The organism is Sorangium sp. So ce363, from assembly GCF_051520435.1.
Taxonomy (GTDB): domain Bacteria; phylum Myxococcota_A; class Polyangia; order Polyangiales; family Polyangiaceae; genus Sorangium; species Sorangium cellulosum_B.
Genome location: NZ_CP150333.1, coordinates 1,750,491 through 1,776,103 on the forward strand (window position 1 = coordinate 1,750,491; position 25,613 = coordinate 1,776,103).

23 protein-coding genes are annotated in these 25,613 nt (G+C 69.7%); 15 read left to right on the forward strand and 8 right to left on the reverse strand.

Features of this window, described 5'->3' with window-relative positions:
* Positions 1-41: 41 nt before the first annotated feature.
* The 12 genes from WMF12_RS06690 (at position 42) to WMF12_RS06745 (ending at position 7,238) form a co-directional block, all read left to right on the forward strand.
* Positions 42-188 (forward strand): hypothetical protein, encoded by a 147-nt coding sequence (locus WMF12_RS06690; RefSeq protein WP_437869325.1) that lies wholly within the window; start codon positions 42-44, stop codon positions 186-188.
* Between the two features lie 120 nt (positions 189-308).
* Complete coding sequence (locus tag WMF12_RS06695; protein WP_437869343.1) at positions 309-656, forward strand: ArsR/SmtB family transcription factor; 348 nt, start codon at positions 309-311, stop codon at positions 654-656.
* 55 nt (positions 657-711) lie between these two features.
* The gene (gene arsD, locus WMF12_RS06700; protein ID WP_437869355.1) at positions 712-1,098 is read left to right on the forward strand and encodes an arsenite efflux transporter metallochaperone ArsD; all 387 of its coding nucleotides are present in this window, start codon (positions 712-714) and stop codon (positions 1,096-1,098) included.
* A gap of 11 nt (positions 1,099-1,109) precedes the next feature.
* Positions 1,110-2,897: an arsenical pump-driving ATPase gene (gene arsA, locus WMF12_RS06705; RefSeq protein ID WP_437869362.1), complete on the forward strand. Its 1,788-nt coding sequence runs from the start codon at positions 1,110-1,112 to the stop codon at positions 2,895-2,897.
* Between the two features lie 189 nt (positions 2,898-3,086).
* The gene (locus tag WMF12_RS06710; RefSeq protein ID WP_437869371.1) at positions 3,087-3,263 is read left to right on the forward strand and encodes a VOC family protein; all 177 of its coding nucleotides are present in this window, start codon (positions 3,087-3,089) and stop codon (positions 3,261-3,263) included.
* A complete protein-coding gene (locus WMF12_RS06715; RefSeq protein WP_437869378.1) occupies positions 3,247-3,966 on the forward strand; it encodes an aquaporin in 720 nt (239 codons plus the stop codon). The genes WMF12_RS06710 and WMF12_RS06715 overlap by 17 nt, the downstream gene beginning before the upstream one ends.
* Positions 3,963-4,391, forward strand: a complete 429-nt coding sequence (locus tag WMF12_RS06720; RefSeq protein WP_437869390.1) for an arsenate reductase ArsC — start codon at positions 3,963-3,965, stop codon at positions 4,389-4,391. The genes WMF12_RS06715 and WMF12_RS06720 overlap by 4 nt, the downstream gene beginning before the upstream one ends.
* Positions 4,388-4,495 (forward strand): hypothetical protein, encoded by a 108-nt coding sequence (locus WMF12_RS06725; protein ID WP_437869395.1) that lies wholly within the window; start codon positions 4,388-4,390, stop codon positions 4,493-4,495. Before WMF12_RS06720 ends, WMF12_RS06725 begins: the two co-directional genes overlap by 4 nt.
* Positions 4,476-4,886: an arsenate reductase ArsC gene (locus WMF12_RS06730; RefSeq protein ID WP_437869409.1), complete on the forward strand. Its 411-nt coding sequence runs from the start codon at positions 4,476-4,478 to the stop codon at positions 4,884-4,886. The genes WMF12_RS06725 and WMF12_RS06730 overlap by 20 nt, the downstream gene beginning before the upstream one ends.
* 247 nt (positions 4,887-5,133) lie before the next feature.
* Positions 5,134-5,931 (forward strand): arsenite methyltransferase, encoded by a 798-nt coding sequence (locus tag WMF12_RS06735; protein ID WP_437869415.1) that lies wholly within the window; start codon positions 5,134-5,136, stop codon positions 5,929-5,931.
* The gene (locus WMF12_RS06740; RefSeq protein WP_437869422.1) at positions 5,928-6,503 is read left to right on the forward strand and encodes a sigma-70 family RNA polymerase sigma factor; all 576 of its coding nucleotides are present in this window, start codon (positions 5,928-5,930) and stop codon (positions 6,501-6,503) included. Before WMF12_RS06735 ends, WMF12_RS06740 begins: the two co-directional genes overlap by 4 nt.
* A 189-nt stretch (positions 6,504-6,692) precedes the next feature.
* Positions 6,693-7,238, forward strand: coding sequence for a hypothetical protein (locus WMF12_RS06745; protein ID WP_437869427.1), 546 nt, complete (start codon positions 6,693-6,695; stop codon positions 7,236-7,238).
* A 632-nt stretch (positions 7,239-7,870) separates the two neighbouring features.
* On the opposite strand, the gene WMF12_RS06750 is transcribed toward WMF12_RS06745, so the two are convergent.
* Entirely contained in the window at positions 7,871-9,955 is a 2,085-nt protein-coding gene (locus tag WMF12_RS06750) for a DUF4397 domain-containing protein (protein ID WP_437869432.1), read from the reverse strand.
* A gap of 46 nt (positions 9,956-10,001) precedes the next feature.
* Positions 10,002-13,058 carry a hypothetical protein gene (locus tag WMF12_RS06755; RefSeq protein WP_437869437.1) on the reverse strand — a complete coding sequence of 1,019 codons (3,057 nt, stop codon included), beginning with the start codon at positions 13,056-13,058 and terminating at the stop codon, positions 10,002-10,004.
* Positions 13,059-13,471: 413 nt separating this feature from the next.
* Between WMF12_RS06755 and WMF12_RS06760 the strand changes: the two genes are divergently transcribed.
* Positions 13,472-13,612 carry a hypothetical protein gene (locus WMF12_RS06760; protein ID WP_437869442.1) on the forward strand — a complete coding sequence of 47 codons (141 nt, stop codon included), beginning with the start codon at positions 13,472-13,474 and terminating at the stop codon, positions 13,610-13,612.
* Between the two features lie 111 nt (positions 13,613-13,723).
* Here WMF12_RS06760 and WMF12_RS06765 read toward each other — a convergent pair whose 3' ends face one another.
* Together WMF12_RS06765 and WMF12_RS06770 are read right to left on the reverse strand one after the other, a co-directional pair.
* Positions 13,724-14,833 carry a substrate-binding domain-containing protein gene (locus WMF12_RS06765; RefSeq protein ID WP_437869446.1) on the reverse strand — a complete coding sequence of 370 codons (1,110 nt, stop codon included), beginning with the start codon at positions 14,831-14,833 and terminating at the stop codon, positions 13,724-13,726.
* A gap of 153 nt (positions 14,834-14,986) precedes the next feature.
* Positions 14,987-15,988: a Vgb family protein gene (locus WMF12_RS06770; RefSeq protein ID WP_437869450.1), complete on the reverse strand. Its 1,002-nt coding sequence runs from the start codon at positions 15,986-15,988 to the stop codon at positions 14,987-14,989.
* 1,015 nt (positions 15,989-17,003) lie between these two features.
* Here WMF12_RS06770 and WMF12_RS06775 point away from each other — a divergent pair.
* On the forward strand, positions 17,004-17,789 hold the full coding sequence (locus tag WMF12_RS06775) for an SDR family NAD(P)-dependent oxidoreductase (protein WP_437869471.1): 786 nt from the start codon (positions 17,004-17,006) through the stop codon (positions 17,787-17,789).
* Positions 17,790-17,930: 141 nt separating this feature from the next.
* On the opposite strand, the gene WMF12_RS06780 is transcribed toward WMF12_RS06775, so the two are convergent.
* From WMF12_RS06780 to WMF12_RS06790, 3 genes are all read right to left on the reverse strand, one after another.
* Complete coding sequence (locus WMF12_RS06780) at positions 17,931-20,219, reverse strand: di-heme oxidoredictase family protein (RefSeq protein ID WP_437869478.1); 2,289 nt, start codon at positions 20,217-20,219, stop codon at positions 17,931-17,933.
* Positions 20,220-20,298: 79 nt separating this feature from the next.
* Complete coding sequence (locus WMF12_RS06785; protein WP_437869486.1) at positions 20,299-21,876, reverse strand: DUF1552 domain-containing protein; 1,578 nt, start codon at positions 21,874-21,876, stop codon at positions 20,299-20,301.
* Between the two features lie 52 nt (positions 21,877-21,928).
* Entirely contained in the window at positions 21,929-23,383 is a 1,455-nt protein-coding gene (locus tag WMF12_RS06790; protein ID WP_437869492.1) for a DUF1592 domain-containing protein, read from the reverse strand.
* Positions 23,384-23,737: 354 nt separating this feature from the next.
* Here WMF12_RS06790 and WMF12_RS06795 point away from each other — a divergent pair, with 354 nt between their 5' ends.
* Positions 23,738-24,589 (forward strand): LamG domain-containing protein, encoded by an 852-nt coding sequence (locus tag WMF12_RS06795; RefSeq protein WP_437873838.1) that lies wholly within the window; start codon positions 23,738-23,740, stop codon positions 24,587-24,589.
* 3 nt (positions 24,590-24,592) lie between these two features.
* On the opposite strand, the gene WMF12_RS06800 is transcribed toward WMF12_RS06795, so the two are convergent.
* Positions 24,593-25,612, reverse strand: coding sequence for a hypothetical protein (locus WMF12_RS06800; protein ID WP_437869497.1), 1,020 nt, complete (start codon positions 25,610-25,612; stop codon positions 24,593-24,595).
* Position 25,613 lies beyond the last annotated feature (1 nt).

The following is a 25,613-nucleotide window of genomic DNA, read 5'->3' on the forward strand; positions in this document are numbered from 1 at the left end:
GCCGTCGAGCTGGCGCGCAGGATCTTGGCGCAGAGGGCGACGTGTGCGATCTCGACGCCGCGCCCCCGGAGCTCACGCACACCATCGCGCTCAACCTGCTTCCGGGCGCGGTGCTCACGGCGCTCGTGCACGTCGCGCTCAGGCTGCGTCCCGTCGCGCTCCGCTTCGCCCGGCCGGGCCTCGCCTGAGGCCCCGCAGCGCCGAGCTGTCCCCTCGTCGACGCGACGCCCGCGCGCCTCACGGCGAGGACCAGGGCGTGAAATCCGTCGATTGACAGAGAGCGCATCATGTCCTATCGTCAGTTAACGATGAAACCAACGCCGGAGGCGACCGACCGCTGCTGTCCGCCTGCGAGCGAGCAGATAGACCTCCGGCCGATCGAGGGCGACGAGGCCGACGAGGAACTGGCCAGCCTGTCGAAGGCGCTCGGACACCCGGCGCGCGTGAGGATCGTGCGTATCCTGATCCGGAAGAACGCCTGCGTCTGCGGCGACATCGTGGACGAGCTGCCGCTGGCCCAGTCGACGGTCTCGCAGCACCTGAAGGTGCTCAAGGAGGCCGGCCTCATCCGCGGCGACGTCGACGGCCCCCGCGTCTGTTACTGCATCGAGCCCCGGGCGCTCCGGCGTCTGAAGGCCCTCGTCGGGGGGCTCTGATGGCCGTCGCACGTCTAGCCTATCGTTTATCGACGATTAACGAAAGGAAGTTCCCATGTCCGTGACCATCCGCGTGTTCGACCCCGTCATGTGCTGTTCCACCGGCGTCTGCGGGCCGAGTGTCGATCCCGAGCTGGCCCGCTTCGCCGCCGATGTCGACTGGCTGCAGAAGCAGGGCGTCACCGTCGAGCGCTATAACCTGTCTCAGCAGCCGTCCGCGTTCGCCGGGACGCCCGCCGTGAAGGAGGCGCTCGCGCGCGGGACCGAGGTGCTCCCGCTCGTGCTGGTCGGTGACCGCATCGCCGTCGAGGGGGCGTACCCGTCGCGGGAGACGCTGGCCGCGCTCGCCGGCGTCGTCCTGAAGAAGCTGGAGATGGCGCCCGCGTCGAGCGGCTGCTGCGGACCGGCCACCTCCGCCAAGTCGAAGACCAGCTGCTGCTGAGGGAGACCGCGATGCACTTCCTCGAGCGCGCTCCGCGAAACCTCTTCTTCACGGGCAAAGGCGGCGTCGGCAAGACGAGCGTCGCCTGCGCGACCGCGGTAGAGCTCGCGGGGCGCGGGCGACGCGTGCTTCTCGTCAGCACGGATCCGGCCTCGAACCTCGACGAGGTGCTCCAGACGAAGCTCGGCGACGAGCCTCGTCCCATCGCCGGCGCGCCGGGGCTGTTCGCGCTCAACATCGATCCGGAGGCGGCGGCGCACGCGTACCGCGAGCGCATGGTCGGGCCCTACCGCGAGGTGCTCCCCGACGCTGCCGTTCGCAGCATCGAGGAGCAGCTCTCGGGCGCGTGCACCGTCGAGATCGCTGCGTTCGACGAGTTCTCGAAGCTGCTCGGCGACGAGCGCGCGACCGCCGACTTCGACCACGTCGTGTTCGACACCGCTCCCACGGGGCACACGTTGCGGCTCCTCGAGCTGCCGGCGGCGTGGACTGGGTTCCTCGAGTCGAACGTGGGCGGCACGTCCTGCCTCGGACCGCTCGCGGGTCTGAAGGCGCAGCAGGCGCTCTACGACGGGTCGCGCAAGGCCCTCGTCGATGGGACGCGCACCGCGCTCGTGCTCGTCTCACGCGCCGAGCGGCCTTCGCTCAGCGAGGCCGAGCGCACGCGCCGCGAGCTCGCGGCCATCGGCATCGAGCGACAGGAGCTGGTCATCAACGGCACTTTCCGTGCGCAGGACACCCGGGACGCCGTCGCCGTGGCCATGCAGCGTCGAGGCGAGGAGGCGCTCGCCGAGATGCCTGCGGGCCTCCGCGCGCTGGCGCGCACCGAGCTGCCGCTGCTCCCGTTCGGGCTCGTCGGCATGGCCGCGTTGCGGAGGTTGTTCGGTGAGCAAGCGCCGAGCGCAGTCGACTCCGCTCTCGCTCCTATGCTCGCGGTGTCGATTCCACCACTCGCCCAGCTCGTGCCGTCGCTCGAAGCAGGTGGGCGCGGCGTCATCATGACGATGGGCAAGGGTGGCGTCGGCAAGACGACCGTCGCGGTGAATATCGCCGTCGAGCTCGCCCGCCGTGGACACAAGGTTCACCTGACGACGACGGACCCCGCCGCGCACGTCGCAGAGGCGCTCGGAGCAGCCGTGGACGGGATTCGGGTGAGCCGCATCGACCCCGTCCTCGAGACGCGCGCGTATTCCGATGAGGTCATGCGCACGGCGGGAGCCAGCTTGGACGCCGCGGGGCGTGCGCTGCTCGAGGAGGATCTCCGGAGCCCATGCACCGAGGAGATCGCTGTCTTCCGCGCGTTCGCACGCGTCGTCGACGAGGGCGAGCGCGGCTTCGTCGTGATCGACACCGCCCCGACGGGGCACACGCTCTTGCTGCTCGACGCGGCCGAATCGTACCACCGAGAAGTGCTGCGCACTTCCGGCGCCGCACCGGAGGAGGTGCGCCGGCTCTTGCCGCGCCTGCGCGACGCCTCGTTCACGAGGATTCTCCTCGTCACGCTGCCCGAGGCGACGCCCGTGCACGAGGCTGCGGCCCTGCAGCGCGACCTCTTGCGGGCGGAGATTCGTCCGTTCGCCTGGGTCGTCAACCAGAGCCTCGTCCCGCTGAGCGTCACGGACCCCGTCCTTGCTGGACGGCGCGCCAACGAAGCGCACTTCCATGCCGAGGTCTGCGACCTCGCCTCGCGGGTTGCGCTGGTGCCGTGGGCTCTCCCGCAGGCGCAGGCGAGGCTCGACCTCATCGCGGCCGGATCGGCCGCTCGCCAGGGCGGCCTCCTGTCGCCAGCTGCGGAGTAGGCGATGAGCGTGCGTTCCCGCCTCCTCGTGATCGCCGCCACCCGCGCTCGCTGGCTGGTAAGGGCGATGCTGAAGCGGAGCGCCGGGTCGCCTCACGGAGTACCTGTGGGAGGACTGCTGCAGCGCGGCCAGGCGAGCTGCTGATTCTTTTGCCCATCTGATTCGATGTTTCCGGAAGGAGCGTGTGCGATGAATGTTCTCAAGCCTCACATCTCACTCAACGTCTCGAACATCGACGCCTCGGTTGCGTTCTACGAGAGGGCCTTTGGCGTACGCGCCACGAAGCGTCGCCCCGGCTACGATGCCGCATGCTGCGCGCCTGGCTGCTGTGTCCCGTCCAAGCTCAACGATGCCGCCGCGCTCTGATCTCACCCGGAGGGCCGTCGCCGAGGCGCTCGGGACAGCCCTGCTGCTCGCGACCGTGGTCGGGTCCGGGATCATGGCCGAGCGCCTCGCCGGCGGGAACGTGGCGATCGCGCTGCTCGCGAACACGATCGCGACGGGGGCCGCCCTCGTGGCGCTCATCCTGACCTTCGGGTCCATCTCCGGCGCGCACTTCAACCCCGCCGTCACGCTCGCCGACGCAAGCCAGGGCGGGCTCCCCTGGCGCGAGGTGCCGGCGTACATCCTGGCCCAGGTCGCCGGCGCCTTCGCGGGCGTCGCCGTGGCTCACGTCATGTTCGGCGAAGCCCTCTTCTCGGCGTCGCAGCACGAGCGCTCAGGGCTTGCCCAGATGGTGAGTGAGTTCGTTGCGACCTTCGGGTTGCTCGCCGTCATCTGGGGCGGCGTCCGGAGGCGGGTCGAGTCGGTTCCGTTCGCCGTTGGTGCGTACATCACGGCCGCCTACTGGTTCACCTCGTCCACGTCGTTTGCCAACCCAGCCGTCACACTCGCGAGGGCTGCGAGCGATACATTCGCCGGCATCCGGCCGGCCGACGCGCCGGGTTTCATCGTTGCACAACTCGCAGGGGCAGCGGCGGCAACGCTGGCATTCCGCTGGCTCGTTCCCGCCCTGCCCAAGGTTGCCGGTCGCGTGGTCGATCGCGCGCTGCCGGAGGATGTTCCATGAAGACCGTGCTCTTCGCCTGTGTTCACAACGCGGGCCGCTCCCAGATGGCCGCGGCTTGGTTCAATGCCTTGACCGATCCTTCCAAGGCGCGCGCCATCTCGGCCGGCACCCAGCCGGGTCCGGGGGTCCACCCCGAAGTGCTCGTCACGATGACGGAGGTGGGGATCGACCTCTCGGCCGCGAAACCGCAGCGGCTCACCGACGAGCTGGCGAGCCAAGCGACGCTGCTCGTCACCATGGGATGCGGGGAGGTGTGCCCCGTCGTTCCAGGGCTTCGCCGTGAGGACTGGCCCCTCGAGGATCCCAAGGGCAAGCCGGTGGAGCGCGTGCGGGAGATCCGCAACGAGGTCCGCGCGCGCGTGGCCGACCTCGTCTCTCGCGAGGGGTGGGCCGCTGCTCGAAGGGACGAGGATATCCGACCATGAGCCTCGATCCGGTTCGCGTCCTGTTCCTCTGCACCGGCAACTCGTGCAGGAGCCAGATGGCCGAAGGCTTGGCACGTTGGGCTGGTGGAGGTGGACCCCGTTGACAGCTACAGCCAGGCGACCGAAGCCTTCTCTCGTTTCGGCAGCAGTCGACGCGTCGAGAGCTACAGTGCTGGCTCGCTTCCGCGGCCGGTGCACCCGCTCGCTGTCAGCGTGATGGCCGACATCGGGATCGACATTTCGACGCAGCGGAGCAAGCCCCTCGGTGAGTTCATGGCTCAGCAGTTCGACTTCGTGATCACGGTCTGCGACCGCGCCAAGGAGAGCTGCCCGACGCTGCCCACCCATCGCGAGCAGATTCACTGGAGCGTGAAAGATCCAGCAGAAGCGACGGGAACCGAAGCTGTAGTGAGAAGGGCGTTCGAACGCGCACGCGATGAGCTGCAACATCGGATTCGACTCTGGATGCTGTCGCACCGGATCGGGGGTCGCTAGCGTTGACGCAGCTTCCCGCCCGCGCCGCGAGCGGGAAGTCGAGGCTTGCATCGGCAAGGCTCGGCGCCGGCGCCGTCCACCTACCCGACGCGCGGGCAGGTGATGGTCGGCGCGCTCACGAACATAGGAGCCACATGCCCCACGATGACGCTGCGCCGCACAGGCCGCACGCCTGGCTGGACCAGCGCTCGGTCGATTTCCTGCGTCCATCCGACCGGATCCCCGTCCTCCAGGCAGGAGGACCGAGATGACCGAACGAACCATCGACCAGACCCGCGAAGCTGTCCGAGATCATTACGGAAAAATCGCCATCGCCGGGACGGGCTGCTGCGCCCCGGGCTGCTGCGCGCCGGCGCAGGCGGCCTCGCTCCAGCTCGGCTATACGCGCGAAAACCTCGCCGCTGTTCCGGAGGGCGCGGACATGGGCCTCGGCTGCGGCAACCCCCAGGCGATCGCCGCCATCCAGCCGGGCGAGACCGTGCTCGACCTCGGCAGCGGCGGCGGGTTCGACTGCTTCCTCGCCGCCAGCCAGGTCGGTCCGGACGGGCGGGTGATCGGCGTGGACATGACCCCGGAAATGATCGCCAAGGCGCGGGAAAACGCGCGAAAGATCGACGCGGCCAACGTCGAGTTCCGCCTCGGCGAGATCGAGCACCTGCCGGTCGCCGACGCGACCGCCGACGTCATCCTCTCCAACTGCGTCATCAATCTCTCCCCGGACAAGGCCGCCGTGTTCCGCGAGGCCTATCGCGTCCTCCGGCCCGGCGGCCGGCTTGCCATCTCCGACGTCATCGCGACCGCGGAGCTGCCCGCCGCGCTGCGCGAGCAGGTCGCCGCGCTCACCGGGTGCGTCGCGGGGGCGATCAGGGCCGACGAGCTCCAGGAGCTCTTGCAGCACGCCGGATTCACGGACATACGCATCGGGGTGAAGCCCCAGAGCCGCGAATTCATCCGTGACTGGGTGCCCGGCTCGGGCGCCGAGCAGTACATCGCCTCCGCGACGATCGAGGCGAGCAAACCCGCTCGGCCGGAGGCCCAGGCATGATCGACGCGGACGCGCGCGGCGCCTGGCATCAGCTCGAGGCGCGCCTCCGCCCCTTCGTCGTGCGCCGCGTCTCCACTGCGGCCGACGTCGATGACGTCGTGCAGGACGTGTTCCTGCGCATGCAGCGGGGCGTGGGTGGGCTGCGCGATGACGAGCGCTTCGGCCCCTGGGTCTACCAGGTCGCCCGCAGCGCCATCGCCGAGCACCACCGGGCCCGCGCGCGGCATGTCCTCGTCGAGGGCGACGCCCCCGAGATCGAGGCAGAACCCTCGGGCGGAGAGGACGGGGCCGCCGAGCTCCTCGCCCTGGCGGTCGGTCCGCTCGTCGCCATGATCCCGTCGCCCTACCGCGAGGCCCTCACCCTCACCGAGCTCGAAGGCCTCTCCCAGAAGGCCGCGGCCGACATGCTCGGGATCTCGCTCACCGCGATGAAGTCCCGCGTCCAGCGCGGGCGGGAGAAGCTGCGGGCGCTCGTGGAGCAGTGCTGCGAGGTGGCCCTCGACGCGCGCGGGCACGTCATCGACTGCGTGCCGCGCGCTCCGAGCAACGGGCCCCGTTGCTCTTGCGGTTGACGCGCGACCCGCCCTCCTGGCCGATCCACCCTAAGCCCTGCTGCCTGGCTGGCAGAGCGCTCGTCGCCTCGCCCCCCTCCGCGATCGATCCCCTCGTTCCTCTTCATCTCCTTCGACTCTCTGCGGCCTCCTTCGATTTCCTGCGTCCTCGTCGCTCGATTCCCGTCCTTCTCAGCGGAGGTAATCGACATGAACGAGATCGCATCCATCCTGCTCGCCGTTTACGCCGCCGTCGGCGCGATCGACGGGATCTATTTTCATCTCTGGAAATACCGCCTCTTCGCCAATGATGCCTCGCGCCGCGAGCACCACCTTCACACGATCCACGCGGCGCTCTTCGCCATCGTCATTGGCACGCTCTACCTCGCTCCGAGCGCCGGTCTCCTCCTCTGGGCTGGCGTGGGCGCCTTCGCCGCCTCCTTCGTCGTCGCCATCCTCGACGTGCTCGAGGAGCGAAGCTCGCGGGAGAACCTGGGCGGGCTCACGCCGCGTGAATACGCGCTCCACGTCGGTCTGATCGCGCTCCACTCCGCCTCGGTCGCGCTCGTGCTCGCCGCCCGCCCTGCATCCGCCTGGTCGCTCGATGCGCCCGTCCTCCTCGACGCCGCGCTCCCGGAGCTCACGCACACGATCGCGCTCAACCTGCTTCCGGGCGCGGTGCTCACGGCGCTCGTGCACGTCGCGCTCGGGCTGCGCCCCGTCGCGCTCCGCTTCGCGCGGCCGGGCCTCGCCTGAGGCCCCGCAGCGCCGGTCCGTTCACTTCTCGACGCAAACGCCCGAGCGCCTCACGCTCGGGCATCATCAGTGCCCGCCGGCGGCGCCGACGAGGAACTCCCAGAGCACGTCGTGCGATCGCGGACCGGCACGCCGCATTTGGCCAACGTGACGTGCAGGAGGCTGCATTCGGCGATGAGCGCCTCGGGCTCGATCGTGGCCTGCGGGTGTCGAGAAGCAGCGGGGCTCGGCTGGCAGCCGGGGTGCAAACGGCGGGCTCGACCATCGGCGCTAGCTTGCTCACAACTCCGCTGCTGGCGGCAAGCCCAGCAGTTGACCGGTTGCCCCGTGAACGACCCGGGCCGCCACCTCATCCCCGAGGGCGACGGCGTGGCTCAGGGTGCTGGCGAGCGAGGCAACCACGGCGGCCCGAGACGACAGGTCCGCCGGCGCGAGCTCTCCAGGCCCGAGCCTCGGCGGTTGGGCCCGGGTTGGGGCCATGCCTTCCGAATGGGTGCGATCCGTTGTCACGCCCCGCCGAAATTCCGGCGTAAGCAACGGATCGCGACGGTTCGCCGTCGCGGAATCGTTCCGTGAGGATCTCGGGCGATGAGGTGTCAGGAGATCGGGGGCGCCGGCACAGCGGTCGTCGATCAGGGGCTCGGCAGCGGATACGGGAGTCCCGCGGGAGTGGCGCCGAAGTTCCTTATGAACATGATCCGCGCGCCGCTCGCAGGGTCGGATGAGGCCCAATCTCCCAGGAGGACGGCGGTGAACCAGTACGTCTGCACGGCTGCCGAGACGCTCCGGATAGCATCGGCCGAGCCGACCGGTCGAACGCCCACCCACTGCTGGCCGGCGACGCGCGGCGCCGCGAACTCGGCGCCGGTGCTCGCGCTCGCCGACGCGTACGCGACGTCCGTGAGCACGGGTGTAAAGGTGTCGCCTCGGGTCCCGTCTGCATTGACCGACCAGTGGCCGAGATCCACCGAGGGCGCTGTCGCCGAGGCGTTGATCAACATGACGCGCGGGGTGGTGAACGTCCCGGGCAGCTCCGGCTGAACCTGCCACAGCTTGAGCTGCAGCGCCTTGTCGCCCGTCTCTCCGGTGGCGCCAAGCAAACCTCCCAGGTAGATCGCCCCGGGCTCCAGCGGGCCCGTCCGCTGAGCGCCGACCACCACGGTGTCACCCGAGCCCCCCTCGCCGGCGCCGGGCGCGACGAGCGAGAGCGTCGACTCACCCGGCGGAAGATCGGTGTACGTCGGCGCCTGCGCATACCTCAGGTTGATGGCGACCCTCTCCGTGCCTGAGTACACCTCGAGGGACGACGGCGTGGGCGGCAGCGATGCGTGGAAGAAATAGACGAGCGGGTCCCGCTTGACGAACACGGCAGGCGAGTCGTCCCCTGCCGGGACGACGAGCAGGCCATGTGCGCGCGCGTCGCTGGCGACGCGGGTCGGCTCCCCGGTCTCGATGACGAAGTACGATCGCCCACCGACGAGCGATGCCGCAGAGAGCGAGAACGGCGCCTGACCCGTCGGACCGAAGTTCCTCGACGCGGTGACCGTGATCGACCGGGTCGACAGGGGCACGAGCACGCCTTCTGGAGCGCTGGCGGTGAACCAATCGAGCGCCGCGGCGGCCGCGGCGCTTCGGTCGATGTAGAACGATTTCGGATTCCACGAGTTGGAGTCGGCGCCCACGAAGCGCAGGGCGACCTCGCTGCATGAAGGCGTCGTGAACTTCTCTTCTGCGATGAGAAGCCGCGGCGTCGTCGTGCCAGTCGTGCCCAGGATTCCGACGGCCACGATCGTGTAGCGCGTCCCAGGGGCAACCGTCAGTGGATCGGCCGAAATCGTGAGCGCGTCGCCTACGCCACCGCCGGTTCCATCATCGCTCCGTGCCGAGAAGGTGATCGCGTCCGCCGTGACTTTGGCGTACCTCGTGACGGACGCGGCGACCATGCCGGGCGACACTGCCTCTGCGTCGGGTACCGGCGCCCCGTTCGCATAGAGGCGGAGCGCGGGCGGGTCGCCGACCCCCACCGGTGTGTTCGTGCGGTTCGGCAAGAGGGCGTTGATGAGCCGGACCTTGGGTTCAGGGTCGGTGTCCGGCGGCAGGCCACACTCCGCCGGATCGCCGCCGCCCGTGCCGCCAGCGCCACCCGTGCCGCCAGCGCCGCCAGCGCCGCCCGTGCCGCCAGCGCCGCCCGCATCGCCGCTGCCGCCCGTGCCGCCGGCGCCACCCGCGTCGCCGCTGCCGCCCGTGCCGCCAGCACCGCCCGTGCCGCTGGCGCCCGTGCTGCTGGCGCCCGTGCTGCTGGCGCCCGTGCTGCTGGCGCCCGTGCTGCTGGCGCCGGCCGCGTCGCCGCCGCCGCCCGTGCCGCCAGCGCCGCCCGTGCCGCTGGCGTCGCCGCCGCCCGTGCCGCTAGCGCCGCTTGTGCTGCCAGCACCGCCCGTGCCGCCGGCGCCGCCCGTGCCGCCGGCGCCGCCCGTGTCGCCGCCGCCCGTGCCGCCAGCACCGCCCGTGCCGCCGGCGCCGCCCGTGCCGTCCTTGCCGCCCGTGCCGCCGCCGCCGTCAGAGCTACCGCCCGACGACGTGCTCGCGCTGGCGCTCGTGGTCCCACCTCCGCCTTGCCCCGACTGTGATGAGGTATCGTCGTCCCCGCAAGCGCTCGTGAAGATCGAAAGCCCGGCCAGCGCACCCACTATGATCAGCCATCGTTGACGCATCTTCATCGTAACACATCTCCGTGTAGCGCGTCGCACGCGCCAGAACGATTCACTACCTCGGGAACTTCAGCGCGCAGGCGTCACGCGGAACCGCGATGACTCCCTTCGTCAGCTCGTCACGCATGTAGATGTAGGCCATCACGCCGGCGTTGAAGACCGCTCTCCGGAGCCATGCATCGACCTCCGGCGAGCTCGCGTCCGCGGCGCGGAGGCCGTCCGTGAGAGGGTTTCTGAGCGTGCACACGTCCCTCCACATGGGCACGCCGAACTCCGGCGCCACCGTATTGCTCAGGATGAGACTCCAATTCCCGCTCGCGGCCGCGGCGTCGTAACTGGCTCCGAACCGATGCGCGTCGGTGCGGATCTCATCGCAGGCGGCGCGCGCGACGCCGAGCATGTTCGCCCTCGATCGCCTGAAGGCGGCCTTCGCGGTCTCCGGATCGAGCGGGATCGGCACCGCGGCCACGATCCGATTGTTGACGAAGACGTTGAAGAAGGTCCTCTCCTCCTCCGCGGTACGGCCGAACGATACGGTGGTGCCCCCGGTCGCCATCCAGACGAGGTACTTCGCCGCCCCGTCGGGCCCGAGGTCGTTCTCCCCTGCGTCGGGCCCATGGAACGTGGCGAGGTTCTCGTTGGGTGCCCAGCGCGGGCCGAAGAGCCCGTCCACGAAGCTCGCCACCCTCGCCCCGGAGGTCGCGCGGAGCGCTCTGGCCGCGCCGGTCTGGGCGTCTCCGTAAATCCCATGGCAATTCGAGCAGATACCGGCGTAGATATGCTCCCCCGGGTTGGACCAGTAGATCGCGCTCCACGGCTGGCGCGGCCTCCCGGTCCCCGGATTGATCATCCACTGCTCCACCGGTTCGGGCTCTGGCGCGTCCCCCGGGAACGCGCAGCCTGGGGCGAAGAACCCCTGAGCATAAACCTTCTTCGCCAGCGCCTCGTGCTCGCTCGTCATCTCCTCCGCGCGGATCCAGTCGTCGAGCTTCGTCTTCCAGTCGATGTTGCGCGGGACGTACGGATAGCGCTCGGTCGTGTCCTCGAGCACCCACCCGAGTTCGCGATGCTCCTCGCAGTCGCGAAGGGCGCGCGCCTCCGCGGCGTCCGCCGCGCGCATGGCGAGCTCGATCGCCTCCGGATCCTCCGGCGCCTCCCGTCCCCCGCGCTCGTAATCGCGCGGCACCGACGCCCACCAGCGCGCCACGAGGACCGGCAGGCGGCAGTCCACCGACGCCGTGTGCATCGGCATGTGGAGGCTGAAGAATGCGCTTGCTTCCTCGTTGTCCACGGGCAGGCCGAACGCGCGGGGAGTCCACGCTCCCGTGGGCAGGACGACGCGACGGTAGATCCCTCCGACCGGGATGGAGTTCTGGATGACGAGCTCATCGAAGGACGCGGGCACACCAGGAAAGTAGGGCAGCCCGTCCGAGCCCACGGTATCCATGCGAAACCCGAAGATGCTCCCGCCAGGCGACATATCCAGGCCTCGCAGCGTCGCCTTGCTCGCCACCGCATAGCCGCGCGGGTTATGGCAATGGGCGCAGTTGCCCGCCATGTAGGCCTGCATGTTCAGCTCGTCGTCGTTGCGCGGCTGGCGGGGCAGCGCAGACTCCTCCAGCTTGGGGAAGTCGTCGGGCGTGAGCGTCGCCGACGTGCCGCGCACGACGCCGTACGCGAGGAGTCGCTCGAGCTGATTGAGCTCGTCGGCGAGCACGTCCGGCGTGTAGACGCCGCCTTCCCCTTTGGGTCGCTTGTGGAGCTGAAAGGGCGTGATACCGAGGATGAAGCTCTCGCTCTCCGAGCCCGAGTGGCACGCCACGCATCGCGTCGCGCCGGGCACGGCGTAGCTCTGCAGTGTGCCGGTGGTCTCGTCGGCCGTGTAAGGGCGGACGTAGTCGGGAAACGGCTCTCCGTTCAGGTAGAGCTCCCTGCTGTCCGGTGACGCCGGATCGAGCCCGGTCCCGAGGAGCTTCGCGCTCGTCTCCTCCGCGTTCCACACGTACGTGCCGAAGATCGCGTCCTCGGCCTGCTCGCGCGTCACGATGATGCGCGTCTCCATCTTGCGGTATCGCGTGACGCCGTCGGGCTCGACCACGGCCCTGAAGAACGTCTTGTAGAAGCGGGTGTTCGGGGGGATGCGGAGGCTCTTCGCCTCCGGGTCGTACGTGATGGCCTGCCCCGCCGGGACGTGCACGAAGCGCAGCTTCGCCGCGTCGTCCGACCAGAGAGGGTACGTCGGCGCGTAGGCGAGCGTCCCCCTGCGCGCGAGCACCTCGGCGTCCAGCGAGACGAAATCGGTCTCCGACAGCTTGACCGGGAGGTCCTCGAACGATCGCATCGCAGCGAATCGCTCGTCCGCCTCCTCGTCTCGGCCGACGATCTCGGCGTCGGGGATGCAGCTCCCGAGCTCGGTCAGCGCATCGCCGATCTCGCGCGGGGTCACGAAATCTCCGTCCGGACCGACCTCCATGTCACCCTTCGGGAGGACGTACGTGCCGGAGGGGCACCCCTGCGCGATCCACGCCTGGAGCCGCCGGCCGAGCGCCTCTTGCCCGCCGATCTTGTAGGGCATCTCCCCGCTGAGCATGACGTCGACGGGCGTCTTGCCGCTCTTGCCGCGCGCGTTGCACAGGTTCTCCGGGGTGCCCGTGTAGGAGAAATCTCCTTGTTCTGCTGGCGCCTTGTGGCAGTTGCCGCATTGAATCTCGATCTCCCCCGAAAGGTTGCTGAAGGTATCGAGGGCCTCTTCGACTGTCGCCGAGTGGCGCTGAGGGATCGGTTCGTGCGATCGGGCCGGGGCGCATAGACGCGGCTGCGTGCCCCCGCCGGCACCGCCGCTGCCGCCGCCTCCGCCGTTGTCGCTGCCGCCGGCACCGCCGCTGCCGCCGCCTCCGCCGTTGTCGCTGCCGCCGGCACCGCCGCTGCCGCCGCCTCCGCCGTTGTCGCGGCCCCCGACCCCGCCGCTGCCACCGGTACCGCCGCTGCCGCCGCCGTCACCACCGCTGGTAGCGCCGCCGCCGCTCGTGCCCTCCGGGGGCGAGATTTCAGAGGTGTCGTCACCTCCGCAGCCGTACCCGGCCACGGACACGACCCCGAGCAACAGCACCATCGACCTCATCGTCACCCAACGCCGACCTTGACCCATCATTGTCAGCTCCCCGGGCTCGCAGCGGCGAACCCCCTACCGTCGCGGCGGCCGAAATGACACTGGTGAGCTCCTGGAACAACCGTGAATTCCGGCTGTCACGGACCCGTGACGCCATTGCGGTCCCATCGACGTAGATGATTGCGCTTTCATTGATTGAGGCGCCGCAAGCTCGCCTCTCCCGCCGGCCATCGATGGGGAGTAAGCGTTCACCGGCCAGACCTCCTACGCCGGGCGGTGTTGCGGGGTGGGCTGCCGCTCGGGCTGTCGGTGCCAAAGTTGTATTGCGCCATAGGACGCGGTGTCGAGCTCGGAGTTCGGCAGTATGGTTCGTCGGCTCGACCTCAGTTCATCGATGCGTTCGTCTCGCCAGTCACGTGCCACGACGAACGAAGGGGAAGGATTACGACCGCTGGGTCAAGGCCGCCGCCGGCGGCGGCGCCCGCGCCTGGGACCCCCGCGCCCGCGACCCCATAGACATCGGCCGGCGCTCGGCCCTCGTGGTGCGCAGCGGGTGATGAGAAGGGGGCGTGCCTGAGCGCGCCGCGCTGGCCATGTGCGTCGAACGGAGCGCGCCTACCGCGATGGATCGCGCGGCGCGCTCCGTCCTTCGTCATCCGCCTATCAGCTCACAGGGAGGAGGGGCACGTGGTGCCGGTGCTACCGCAATTGAGCGGCGTGCGGGGCGAGTTGGCCGGATCGGTGCACGCGATGAAGCCGTTGGCGATCAGGATGTTCTCGTACGCAATAGCGTCGTTGATATCGTTCACGCCGAAGGCCCAGTCCAGGAAGTCCTGCTCCTTGATGTCGCGAGTTCCGTTGCCCTCGTTGAGGTACAGGAAGCGAGCGTACGGGTACGCGTTGCTCGGGTCCGTGATGAGCTTGCGGATGTTGGTCACGCTCGGCTCTTTGCTGTTGACCCAGAGGTACTTGTTTTCGTAGGTGCCCGAGGCGACCTTCGCGTCGCCGCCCGCGTAGCCGATCGCGCTGGCGTTCGCGCCCACGAGCTTGCCGATGCAATCGGTGGCCGAGTCGGTCGCCGCGCAGGGCGTGGGCACGAGCGAAGACGTCCCCGGCGTGTCGGTCGAGAGCCGCGGCCCGGCGGTTTCGTCGTCCACCACGATCTGCACGTTCGAGCAGAAGGCCGTGCAGCCGGTGAGGCTCTTGAAGGTGTCGGTCGTGCCCGAAAGGTCGTCGCGGCGATACATCACGAGGGGGGCCGAGGAGTTCGTCGACCCCGAGGTGAACTCGCCCCACGTGTCGAAGGCGGCGCAGCTGGTGGCGTCCCCGTCGCCGTCGCCGCAGAACGCGCCCTTGACGTTCGCCGAGTTCGCGCCGGTCGCGCTCTGGTCCGCAACCTTATCCGACCAGACATAGACGGCGTCGAGCGCGATGCGATTGCTCTTCTGACCGCTGTCACAGGTGCCGTTCAGGTCCCTGGACATCGGAGCGATCGTCTGCGCCTTCGTGTTGCAGGGGGCGGAGCCGGTGCCTTCCAGGCACTGCTCGCCTCTGCCCGTCCCGGTACCGAGGTAGGTGAGGCCCGTGACGCCCGACGCGGCGATCGCGGCCGTGGTCGCGTTGTACAGCGTGTCCGACCCGTAGAAGCTCGTGCCGTTGATCAGCTTCTCCTGCGACTCGCCGATGAATGCCTCGTCCGTGCTGCCCACGGCGCACGCCGCGAGGCCGAGGACCGAGAGCGCCGAAAGGACCAATTTGCCCATCTTCTTCATGTTCATCTCCATCGTTCAGAGTGACGGTGCGCCTGTGCACCTCGATCGTCTCGGTGCACCGGCGCCCATCGATCGAGCCAACAATCCAAGGAAAACCGCCTGGCCGCCGAAGCGCTCGCCGTCAGGCGGTCAAGTCTCTATCTCTCGCGACGCGGCCGCTCAGTGGGTGGTCACCGTGCGGATCTTGCCGAGGCGCCGCCCCAGCCGCTCGGTGAACCAGACGTCGAGGATGCCGCACCCCAGGAGCGACGGGCGCAGCGTGATCCCGAGCGGACGAGAGTTGGCGATCGGGAGATCGAACTCGGTGACGACGCCGCTCGTGGTGATGCGTCCGATCTTGTTCCCGAACTGCTCCGTGAACCAGAGATTGCCGTCCACCCCGAGGGTGATGGACGTGGGGCCGCGGCCCAGCGCGGGGAGCGCGAACTCCGTCACGGTCCCGCTGGTGTCGATGTTCGCGATCTCGTTCGCGGTGGTGAACCAGATTTTGAGGTCGGGCCCGAGCGTCACCGCGTTGGGGTTCGAGGCCGAGGCCGGCAGCGCGTACTCGGTCACGGTTCCAGACGTGCTGATCCGCGCGAGCTTGTTCGTGAACGACTCCGCGACCCAGAGGTTTCCATCGACTCCGGCCGCGATCCCGCGCGGCTGGCTATTGGCGGTCGGCAGCGGGAACTCGGTGATCACCCCGCCCGGCGTGATGCGCCCGACCTTGTTGCCGAGCAGCTCGGTGAACCACACATTCCCGTCGAATCCCAGCGTGATCCCGAGCGGGTTCGAGTTGCTCGTCGGGATGTCGTACTCGGTCACGACGCCGCTCTTCGTGATCGCCCCGATCCGGTTGGTCCCCGGCTCGGTGAACCAGATCCGGCCATCCGGACCGAGGGTGATGCCGCTCGGGTTCGATCCGGCCGCGAGCGGGTACTCGGTCACGTTGCCGCTGGAATCCGCGGCCGCGATCTTGTTGGCGGAGCCTTCGGTGAACCAGACGCGGCCGTCAGGGCCAAAGGTGATGTTCCCCGGCGTGGCGTTCGAAGGAATGGCGTACTCCGTGATGTCACCCACGGACGCCGCCGGGCAATGACCGGCGCTCGCGTGCTCCGCCTGCCCAATCAATGCGGCGCCGACCATCATCGACAAGGCAACAATCGACTTTTTCTTCATTTCAATCTCTATCAGGGTTTGAGGTTGAGGGCGTCTCGCGAGATCTCCTGTCACGAATCTGTGAATGCCGCGGCTGCGCCGCGCGCTGGCGTTGCTCGTCGAGAGCGGCGCTACGCGCGCTCGACCGCTGCCTCTTCGCGCTCACGCTCGTGAGCGGTCGGTCACGATCCCGCTCGGCGCCCCGTTCGGAACTGCGCTGGCAAACTGCGTGCACACACGGTGCGTCCCCCATTCCCTCCCCGTAACCAGATTCCGTCCTATGTCGATTCGTACCTGTTCGCTCGTAAGACGAGCCATGTGTCCGCGGAGCGAATCGCCTCCAGCGCGTCGGTGGGGTGTCGGCGCCAGGCGCGCGCGATGAGAACGCGACGCAGAGATCGCGCGCCTGCTGGACCCGCCAAACAGGTTGGTTGAGCGGCCATCGCTTCGTGGAGCTGATGGCCGGACCCATTCGGGTCACCCCCACGATCGCGAACGGCCGCCGCGGCGCTGCCAGCCAGCGGAAGGAGGACGAGCCGCGCTCCTGCCTCTGCTGGTCACCCCGCGTCAGAATGCAATGGTGACGCGCTCGAAGGCTCACGCATTTGCGCGATCCGGGCGCGTCGATGCAATCGAGACCCGCACGTCATAGCTCGCTATGCGGGGGGGGACGGCCAGCCAGCCCCCCGGCGGCTTCGTGTGGGGCGGACTATAGTAGGCGCGAAGACGAAATGCGCGAAGTTTGTGTTACGTATTACCGACGTGTGTCCTGTGATGGCGTGATCCTGTTGTCCTCGATCGGCGAGCTGGTGCATTCGAGAACGATTCGGCTGTCAGCTCTGCGACGGTCCTGTGCCGGAACGGTAGAACGCCAGCGCCGGATATCGCTGCTCCTGCGAGAGCAGGCGTCGCGCCTTCGGCCGGCTGCGCCCGAGATCGGGGAGGCAGGGAGCGCGCCGCCGGCTGCCCGCGCATCGCCGCGCGGCCGGCGGCCGCAAGTTTCTCCTCGCCGTCGAGGTCGTGTACTCTCGCCGACATGGCTCCCGTCGTCGTCATCACCGGTGCATCCAGCGGAATCGGTCGATCGCTCGCGTTCTCCTGGGCGAAGCGCGGCGCGCGCGTGGTGCTGAGCGCGCGCGGGCGAGACGCGCTCGAGGGGGTCGCCTCGGAGGTGCGCGCGGCGGGCGGCGAAGCCCTCGCGGTGGCCGGCGACGTGACCGTCGAGGAGGATCGCAAGGCGCTCTGCGAGCGGGCGCTCGGCGCGTACGGCCGGCTGGACGTGCTGGTGAACAACGCCGGGCGCGGCTACTACACGCCTTCGATCGAGATCGACCCCGCCGAGCTCGAGGCGATCTACCGGCTGAACGTCGTCGCCCCCGTGCGCCTCGCGCAGCTCGCGATCGAGCCCCTCGCGGCCGCGAAGGGCACCATCGTCATGGTCTCCTCCATCGCGGGGCTCGTCTCCGCGCCGCGGATGGGCCCGTACGCCTCGTCGAAGTTCGCGCTGGAGGCGCTCGCGATGTCGCTCCGCGCGGAGCTCTCGTCGCGCGGCGTGCGCGTGCTCGTGGTGCGGCCGGGGCCGGTCGCGACCCCATTCCATGAGCACTCCGTGGTGACCGACGACAACGTCGGCTACCGCCCGCCGGGCCACAAGAAGCAGAGCCCGGACGAGGTCGCCGAGATGATCGTGCGCGCCGTCGAGGCGGGCCGCGACGTCCTGGAGACGAGCCTGTTCGTGAAGACGGCGAGCCTCGCCGCCCGTGTGGCGCCCGGCCCCATGCGCTGGATCTCGAAGCGGATGGCGCGCCGCTCCGGGCTCTGAGCGAAGCGCGCCCACCCCGCGCCGGGAACACCGAGCGGGTCGAGCACCCGAGCAGCCGAAGGGAAGGCGGGGGCGGGGAGGAGGCGCTCGGAGCGAGCGCCGCAAGATGGGTGCTCGGAGCGAGCTCCGCAAGGCGGGGGCTCAGAGCGAGCGCAGGAAGGTGACCACCGCGTCGCGATCTCCCGCGGGGAGCGCCATGAAGCGCTGCTTCGCGGCGTCCGCCTCGCCGCCGTGCCACAGGATCGCCTCGACGACGTCCCGCGCGCGGCCGTCGTGCAGCAGCTGGGTGTGGCCGTTCACGGCCTCGAGCAGCCCGATGCCCCACAGCGGCGGCGTCCGCCACTCGCGCGGCCCCGCGAGGTGGTCGCTCGACGACGTGTCCGCGAGCTCTTCGCCCATGTCGTGCAGGAGCAGATCGCTGAAGGGCTGGATGAGCTGATCCCGCAGCTCGACGAGCGGGTGGCGGCTCCCCGTCTTCATCGAGGGGACATGGCAGCTCGCGCACCCTGCCTGGCTGAACAGCGCCTCTCCGCGCTGGACGGCCGGGTCCGCCGTGTCTCGGCGCGGCGGCACGCCCAGCATTCGCATGTAGACCGCGAGCCTGTCGAGATCCTCGTCGGAGAGCTCGGGATCTCCGCGCGTGCCGGCCTGACAACCCGTCTGCGCCTCGCCGCACTCCTCGACCGGGAACAGGCTCGTCGTCACGCCCATGTCCGCCACCAGCGCGTCGGCGACCTGGTGAGGCACGCTCACCTTGCTCGCCTTCCAGCCGAAGCGCCCTATCCGCAGCGCCCCCGAGACCGGGTCCGGGATCAGGTTCGGACGGCCCGAGATACCGTCCTGATTGCAGTCCATCCCGTCTGCACGCTCGAGCACCGCGTCCTCTGCGATCGCCTCGAGGAGGCCCATGCCCACGAGCGGGCGCGCGACGCGGACCGAGTAGCTCGCGATAGGCCCTGCGGAGAGCCCGTCGAAGCGGAACGTGGGCTTTCGCAGGACGTACGGCGTGCCATCGGGGAACTGCCCGGGCTCCTCGGTGTAGGCCACGGTGGCCGTACCCTCGCTTTCGCCCCCGCCCCGCGCCTTGTCCTGCAGCTGCCGGCCGTAGCTCGGGTCGGCGGTGGGCCCGCCGTCCGCGTTCGCGCCTGCGCCGAACAGCTTCACGACGGCGGTCTCCATCGCCTCGCCGGGCTCGGGCGGGGCGCCGCGACCGTTGTTGATATGGCAGCTCACGCACGCCGCCTGGTTCGAGAGCGGCCCCGCCTTGCCGGCGTGCTCGTCGAAGACGGGGTTACCGCCCTCGCTGTGCTCGCCGGTGGCAAAATCCGTATGGAACAGGCGGCGCCCCTCGAGGAAGGGCTGGATAGAGCTCTCCTGGATGTTGAGCGCCATCTGCTCGTAATAGAGATGAGGCTCCTCGTAGATGTACGGTATCGTCCCGTCGCCGCCCGACAGGGCCGCATCGTTCGGCTCGTTGAACGGCGTCAGCTCGCCGCTGCCGACGCGGTAGCGGAACGTGTCGCTGTAATAGCTCGTCCTCCCCTCGACGGTGCCCGCGTCAAGGAACACCCCGAACTCGAACTCCAGCAGATCTCCCGCGCGGATCTCCCTGCTGTCCCTGGCGTTGCGATCGACGACGAACTCCCAGTGGGTGCTCGTGATGCGCTCCATCCCGTTGTTCGAGTCGAACACGTTGCCCTCGCCCGAGTACCAGCAGCGGAAATTGATGGTCTGGTTGTTCGATGCGTTTGCGTTGGGCAGCCATGTGAACTTGATGGTGCTTCCGCCCGCCGGGATCGTGTCCTCGACGATGAACTTGTAGCTTCGGTTCTCGAAATAGCGCGGCTGGTACGGGCTGAACTCTTCCTCTTTCTCGTGGCGCCCGCGCACGCGCCCTGCGGCCTCGAGCGTGATCGTCCCATCGGCAGCCGTCGTGGTGATCGGCTTGCCCGCCGCCGCCGAGGGGAACAGCGGGGAGATGTCGCCGTCCACGCCGGAGCACTCGCCGGGATCGACCTCGCCGCCGTCGCACGCCGGCGCGGGCGGCGCTCCCGTGGAGAAATAAGCGTAGATCGCCTCGATGTCGGCCGTCGCGATCTGCTGCTCGCCGAAGGCCGGCATACGCGCATTCCCCGTGCGCACCTGCGCCGTGAACGCCTCCAGGGTGCCGTCGAAGGCGAACAGATCGGGAAACCCGCCGGTCGGCTTGCCGTGGGCGCTATGGCACCCGCCGCAGTTCAGCGCGAACGCCTGCGGCAGCGCTGGCCCGTCGCTCGTCTCCTCGCAGGGCGGCGCCCCTGGCGGACCGCCCCCGTCGCCCGGCGGGGGCGACTCCGGCGGGGGAGACGCGGGCGACAGGTCGCTCGAGCACCCGAGCTCTGCTGCGCAGGTCGCGAGCAGCCCGAGCACGACATGGAGACCCCCGGACACCAACCGACGTGAGCGGCTTTCGAACATCGCGTTTCGACCTCCGGTGTGAGCCCATCCATCGAGACCGTGATCCGCCGAGCTACCGCAGGATCTCCTCGAGGAGCGCGTTCGGCACGCCGCGGCGATCCTCGCCGAACGACGCGACGCCGAGGTTGTAGTACTGGTTCATGATGGTGAACCACAGATCGCGGAGCTGGCGATCCTCGCCGAGGGGGCCATACGCGACGTGCGCGTCGTTCAGGAAGACGCCGTCGCCGCCCAGGAGGACGATGGGCAGATCGTACGCGTCGTGGTCGTGCGTACGCATCTCGCTCATGTAGACCATCACCGAGTGATCGAGCACCGTTCCTTCCCCCTCGGGGATCGCGTCGAGCCGCTGCGCGAGCTGCGCTGTCTTCTGGCCGAGCCAGCAGTTGATGGCCGCGAAATCGAGGTTGCTCTCCTCGACGACCGCGTAGCGGCCGCCCTCGTCCGTGGCGCCCAGGTTGCCGGGGCCGTGCTGGCAGGAGTGATAATGGAGGCTGCTGCCCTCCCTGTACTCGAGTCCCACCTTCGCGCGGACGTCGGCCGGGATGCACCGGTACTCGAACTCGGAGCGCGCATCGTCGAGCATGTGGGTGATCACGCGCGTCACGTCGCATTGAATGGCCATGACGATGAGATCGATCATGACGTTCGCGTGATCGTCGTGTTTGTACTCGCCGGCTTCCGTGCTGTCGTTCTCGTTGAGCCCCTCCTGCTGCCCCGGCGGCTCGGGGACCACGCCGGGCTCGCCGATCGGGCTGCAGCCCAGGCTCGACGGGGTCATCGTCGACTGGACGCGGGTCACGTTCTTCTCGGTCTCTCGCAGGGCGTCCAGGTACTGCTGGACGATCTTGCGATCGTCCGAGCCGACCCGGCGCATGAGCGAGTTCGCGTCCCCGAGCACCGCGTCGATGACGCTCTTCTCGGTCGCCGCGCGGCGCTCCGCCTCGATCCTGGCCTGCTCGTCGGTCTGCCCTGGCACGGGGGGCGCGCTCGCGGCGCCCGCGTTGATGAGCGCGTCGAACACCGCCTTCGGGTTGACCGAGCGCTTCAGCGGCTCGCGCGGGCTCTTCCAGGAGACGGCCTGATTGTAGGCGTAGCTGCGCCCGTCGAAGAAGCCGGGCTTCACCCCGAGCCCGGTCTGGAGCGACGGGATGCGGGTCGCCTGCTCCGGGCCTGCCTTCTGGACGATGAGCTGGTCGACCGAGACGCCGTTGCCCACCCACTCGCCGAGGTCCTGCCCGGCGGCCCTCCCGAGCTCATCGGCGTCCACGCAGGTCGACAGCGCGGCCATGCAGCGCGAGTGGGACGGCTCGAGGAACGCGTTCTGCTCCTTGCTCCACGTGTGGTTGCCGAGGCGGCTTATCATGAGCATCTTCGACTTCACCGGCGCGAAGTGCTCGAGCACCCTCGGCAGCTTGAAATCGGCGCCCTTCAGCGTCTTGCCGAACGCGGGCGCCGTCTCCCACCAGTGGTGGGGCGCCCCGTTCGGGAAGGTGCAGAGCAAGAAGCGCTTCGGCGTGCCGGGCTCCCCCGCCCGCGCCCTGCGCGGCGCGAGGCTCTCGAGAAACGGCAGCGCCAGGCAGACGCCCGCGCCGCGCAACAGGTTCCTGCGTGTCATTCCGCGTTTCATGTGCGCATCGCTCCTTCGTGCCTGGTTCCGTGCGGAAACAACGCCTGCGGCCTCACTTCGCCCCGACCTTCGCTGGACGGAGGCGGAACGCCTCGCTGGTCACCACCTGCTTCACCAGATCCGCGATCGTCCCCTTCTCCCAGCGCGCGGCGATCGCCTCGAGCGTGCCCCTGTCGCCGCCGATCGGGCGCCGGCGCAACGCATACGTGAAGAGCTGCTCGGAGGGGCAGATCCCCAGCTGGGCGTCCTTCTGGAGCTCCGGGATGAGGCCCGAGATGTCCTGGAACGCCGCGCCCCCGTACTCGCCTGTCGCGTCGACCGCGTCGCCGTTCGGGTACTCGGTCCGGTAGGCGCCTATCGCATCGAAGTTCTCGAGGCTCAGCCCGATGGGATCGAGGACATCGTGACAGCCCGCGCAGTCGGGCGACTCGCGGTGCTTCTCGAGCTTCTCGCGGACGTTGTCGACGGTGCCCGTGTCGCCTCCCGCTGCCTCGAGCTCCGGGATATCCACGCCGGCGGGAGGGGCCAGCTCGGCGCAGTAGAGCTGCGCCAGGATCGTCTTCGCGCGGGACGTGGGGGAGGTCCGATCGGCGCGCGAGGACAGCGTGAGGAACGCGGGGAGCGTGAGGAACCCGCCGCGCCCGGCCTCGGGGTCGTTCGCGTAGAGCGGCGCGAGCAGCGGGCTCTCCGGGTGGGGCGCCGTGAGGAACTCGGACCACGGCCGCTCGCCGGTCGTGAAGCCGGTGAAATAGGCGTTGGCCTGGTCGATCATCGCGCCCTTCATCTCGTCGTTCCAGCCCGGGAACAGCGCTGTGTCGACGCTGTGGCTCGGGAGCGTGCGGGTCCCGAGCCACTGCCCGAAGAAGTTCTGGAAGAACGCGGCGCTCTTCGGGTCGGCCAGCATGCGGTCTACCTGCTCCCGGAGCTCGTCCTCGGTGGCCAGCTCGTCGCTCTCTGCGGCGTCGAAGAGCTCCTCGTCCGGGAGCGAGCTCCAGAGGAGGTACGAGAGGCGCGACGCGATCTCATGGCCGCCGAGGGCGCCCGGCGATCGCTTCGAGTCGGGGCCGAGCTCGATCCGCAGAAAGAAATTCGGCGACGTCAGCAGCGTCCGGACGACGTGCTGCACCGCCTCGACGGGGGACATCTCGAGGGTGGTGCGCGCGTCGTCGTACTGCGCCGCGTACCGGTCGACCTCCGCCGCCTCGAGCGGGCGCCGGAAGGCGCGCAGCCCGAAGCGCTCGATGATCTCGCGCGCGCACCCGTCGCCCGCGCCCTCCGCCGGGTCGCACACGAGGATCTGGGCGCGCTGCGCCTCGTTCGAGAACGCGTCGGCCGCCAGCTTCTTGGCGGCGTCGTAATACCCCTGGACGAGCACCTGCGAGAGGCTCGAGAGCGCGCTGGCGTTCGCGTCGAAGCCCTTCGCGCCGGAGGCCGGGAATCCGTCCGCCGGCCGCAGGCGCGTGCCCAGGAGGTGGGCGACCGTGTTGTTGTACTCCGATGCTGTCATGTGGTGCAAAGGCATCCCGCCTGGCGCGACGACGGCGTCGTCTCCGGGTTCCTGTCCCGGTCCCGGAGCGTCATCACCTCCGAGGATGCCAGTGCACGAGATGCTCAAGAGACATCCCCCGGCGGCGAGCCAGGGACTTGCGAACACTCGGTCAAGTCGGCACATCATGGTCGGCTCCCGCGTGTGGAATCAGCACTCTCCCCCTCGTTGCCGGAGCGCGCGCCTTTCGTGATCGAATCGACCGCACACCCGCGCTAGGATCAGCCTGTGTCGTGCGCGCGGAAGACTACGATGATGGTGCTGCTCCTCGGCTTGTCCGGATGTGGGGCAGATGTGGATATTGCGGTGGGCCGTATGACTCCGACGTCGGTTGTGGGCGGCGGCGGGGAAGGTGGTCGTGGCAGCGGGGAAGGGGGGCGTGGTGGCGGGGCGCTGAGCGGCGGTGAAGCGGGAAGCGGCGGTGAGGCGGGCGGCGGCGAGGCGGGCGGTGGCGGGGAAGGGGGCGGCGGCGCGGCCCCTTGCGATGCGCTGCCGTCGCTCGCTCATCGGTACTCGTTCGACGGGGTGGGGGCGGTCGTCGCCGATACGGTCGGCGGCGCCGACGGTGAGATCTTCGGCGGCGCGAGCCTCGACGGCGGAGGGGTGCTCACCCTCGACGGAGAGGACGACTACGTCGATCTGCCCGCGGGCCTCCTCACGGGGTTGAGCGACGTCACCGTCATGGTCTGGGTCGCCCGCAACGGCGGAGGGGCGTACCTGCGCGTCGTCGACTTCGGCATCGGCAGCACAGGTGAGAATCCCGTCGAAGGCGACTCGAGCGTTGGGCGGTCCTACCTCGTCATCACCCCGTCGACGGGCTTCGACCCGCCGGGTATCGCCGCGCTCGCGAGCGACAGCGGCGCCGCGGGCCAGGTGCAGGTCGCCACCGCGCCCACGCTCGATGACGCCGAGATCCATCAGCTCGCCGCGGTCTTCGACGGCGGGGCGGGGACCCTTTCGCTTTACCTCGACGGTGCGCTCCTCGGCAGCACGCCGGTCGGCTTTCCGCTCTCGGCGATCCAGGACACGAACAACTGGCTCGGGCGATCCCAGTTCGATCAGGATCCGTATTTCGGAGGGCGTTACGACGAGCTGCGCCTCTACCGCGAGGCGCTGGCCGGCTGCGCGATCGAGGCCGCGTGGCGCGCCGGCCCGGAGTTGCCCTGAGGCTCAGAAGGCCAGCGCGAGACCGAGGCGCGCGCTGAGGCCCGCGGCCGGCGGGCGGTAGACGATGCCGTCGAGGTTCTCGACGACGAAGCGGGGCCGCCTCAGCGGGACGACGGCGTGCAGCGCGCCCTCGACGCTCACGGGAGCGGCGATGCGCCATTCGAGCAGCGTCCCGAGCCCGGCTGCGAAGATCGGCGTCGTGAGGGTGAAGGGCTCATCGACGTTTCGCCCCCTGGAGCGGAGCCAGTGCTGGCGGCCGAGCGCGCAGACGTAGACGCGGATGGGGCGCTCGAGCGGGAGCGCGCACGCGTCGACCTCGAGGAACCAGAGCCGGAACTCGGCGCCTGCAGCCAGCCCCGCGATGTGGCTCGAGCTCGACGGCACCACGCCGGCAGCGCCGTCCGCGCGGAACCAGCCGCTGCGGATCCCGCCGCCCGCGGCGAGCCCGACGCCGATCGTCGGGACGAGCGCCTGCTCGAGCTGCGCGCTCACCCAGAGCGCTCCCTCCACGTCGCGCTCGGTCGTAGCGGACGGCCGCGCTGCCGCGGGAGGTGGGCGGCGCGGCGCGGGAGGCGGCGGGCGCGGCGCGCTGGCGGCGGGGGCGGCGATCGCCTGGGGCGGCGCGGGCTGCGCGGCGGCGCTCCGCGCGACCGCGTCGGGATCGATCGACATCGCGACGATCAGCGCCGCTGCCCGCGACATGGACGCGCAGTCGTCGCCATGGATCACCCGCTCGCCCGGCGCCGGCGCGCGGATGCGCAGGTCGAGCCGGTAGCGCTCGTCGCGCTCGCGAGCGATCGCGATCTCGACCTCGATCGGCTGGCGCTGCTCCGACGTTCCCAGCAGCCGGGCGATCTCGCTCCGGACCTCGTCGACCGGCGGGCACCCCGCCGGCGCTTCCCAGCGGAGATCGATGGTGCGCGGCTCGGCGGGCGCCGCGAGCGCGCGCGCGGGCAGGAGCCCTGCCGCGGCGATCAGCGCCGGGAGGATCGACGGCGCGTGCGCCCACCTCGATACGTGCACC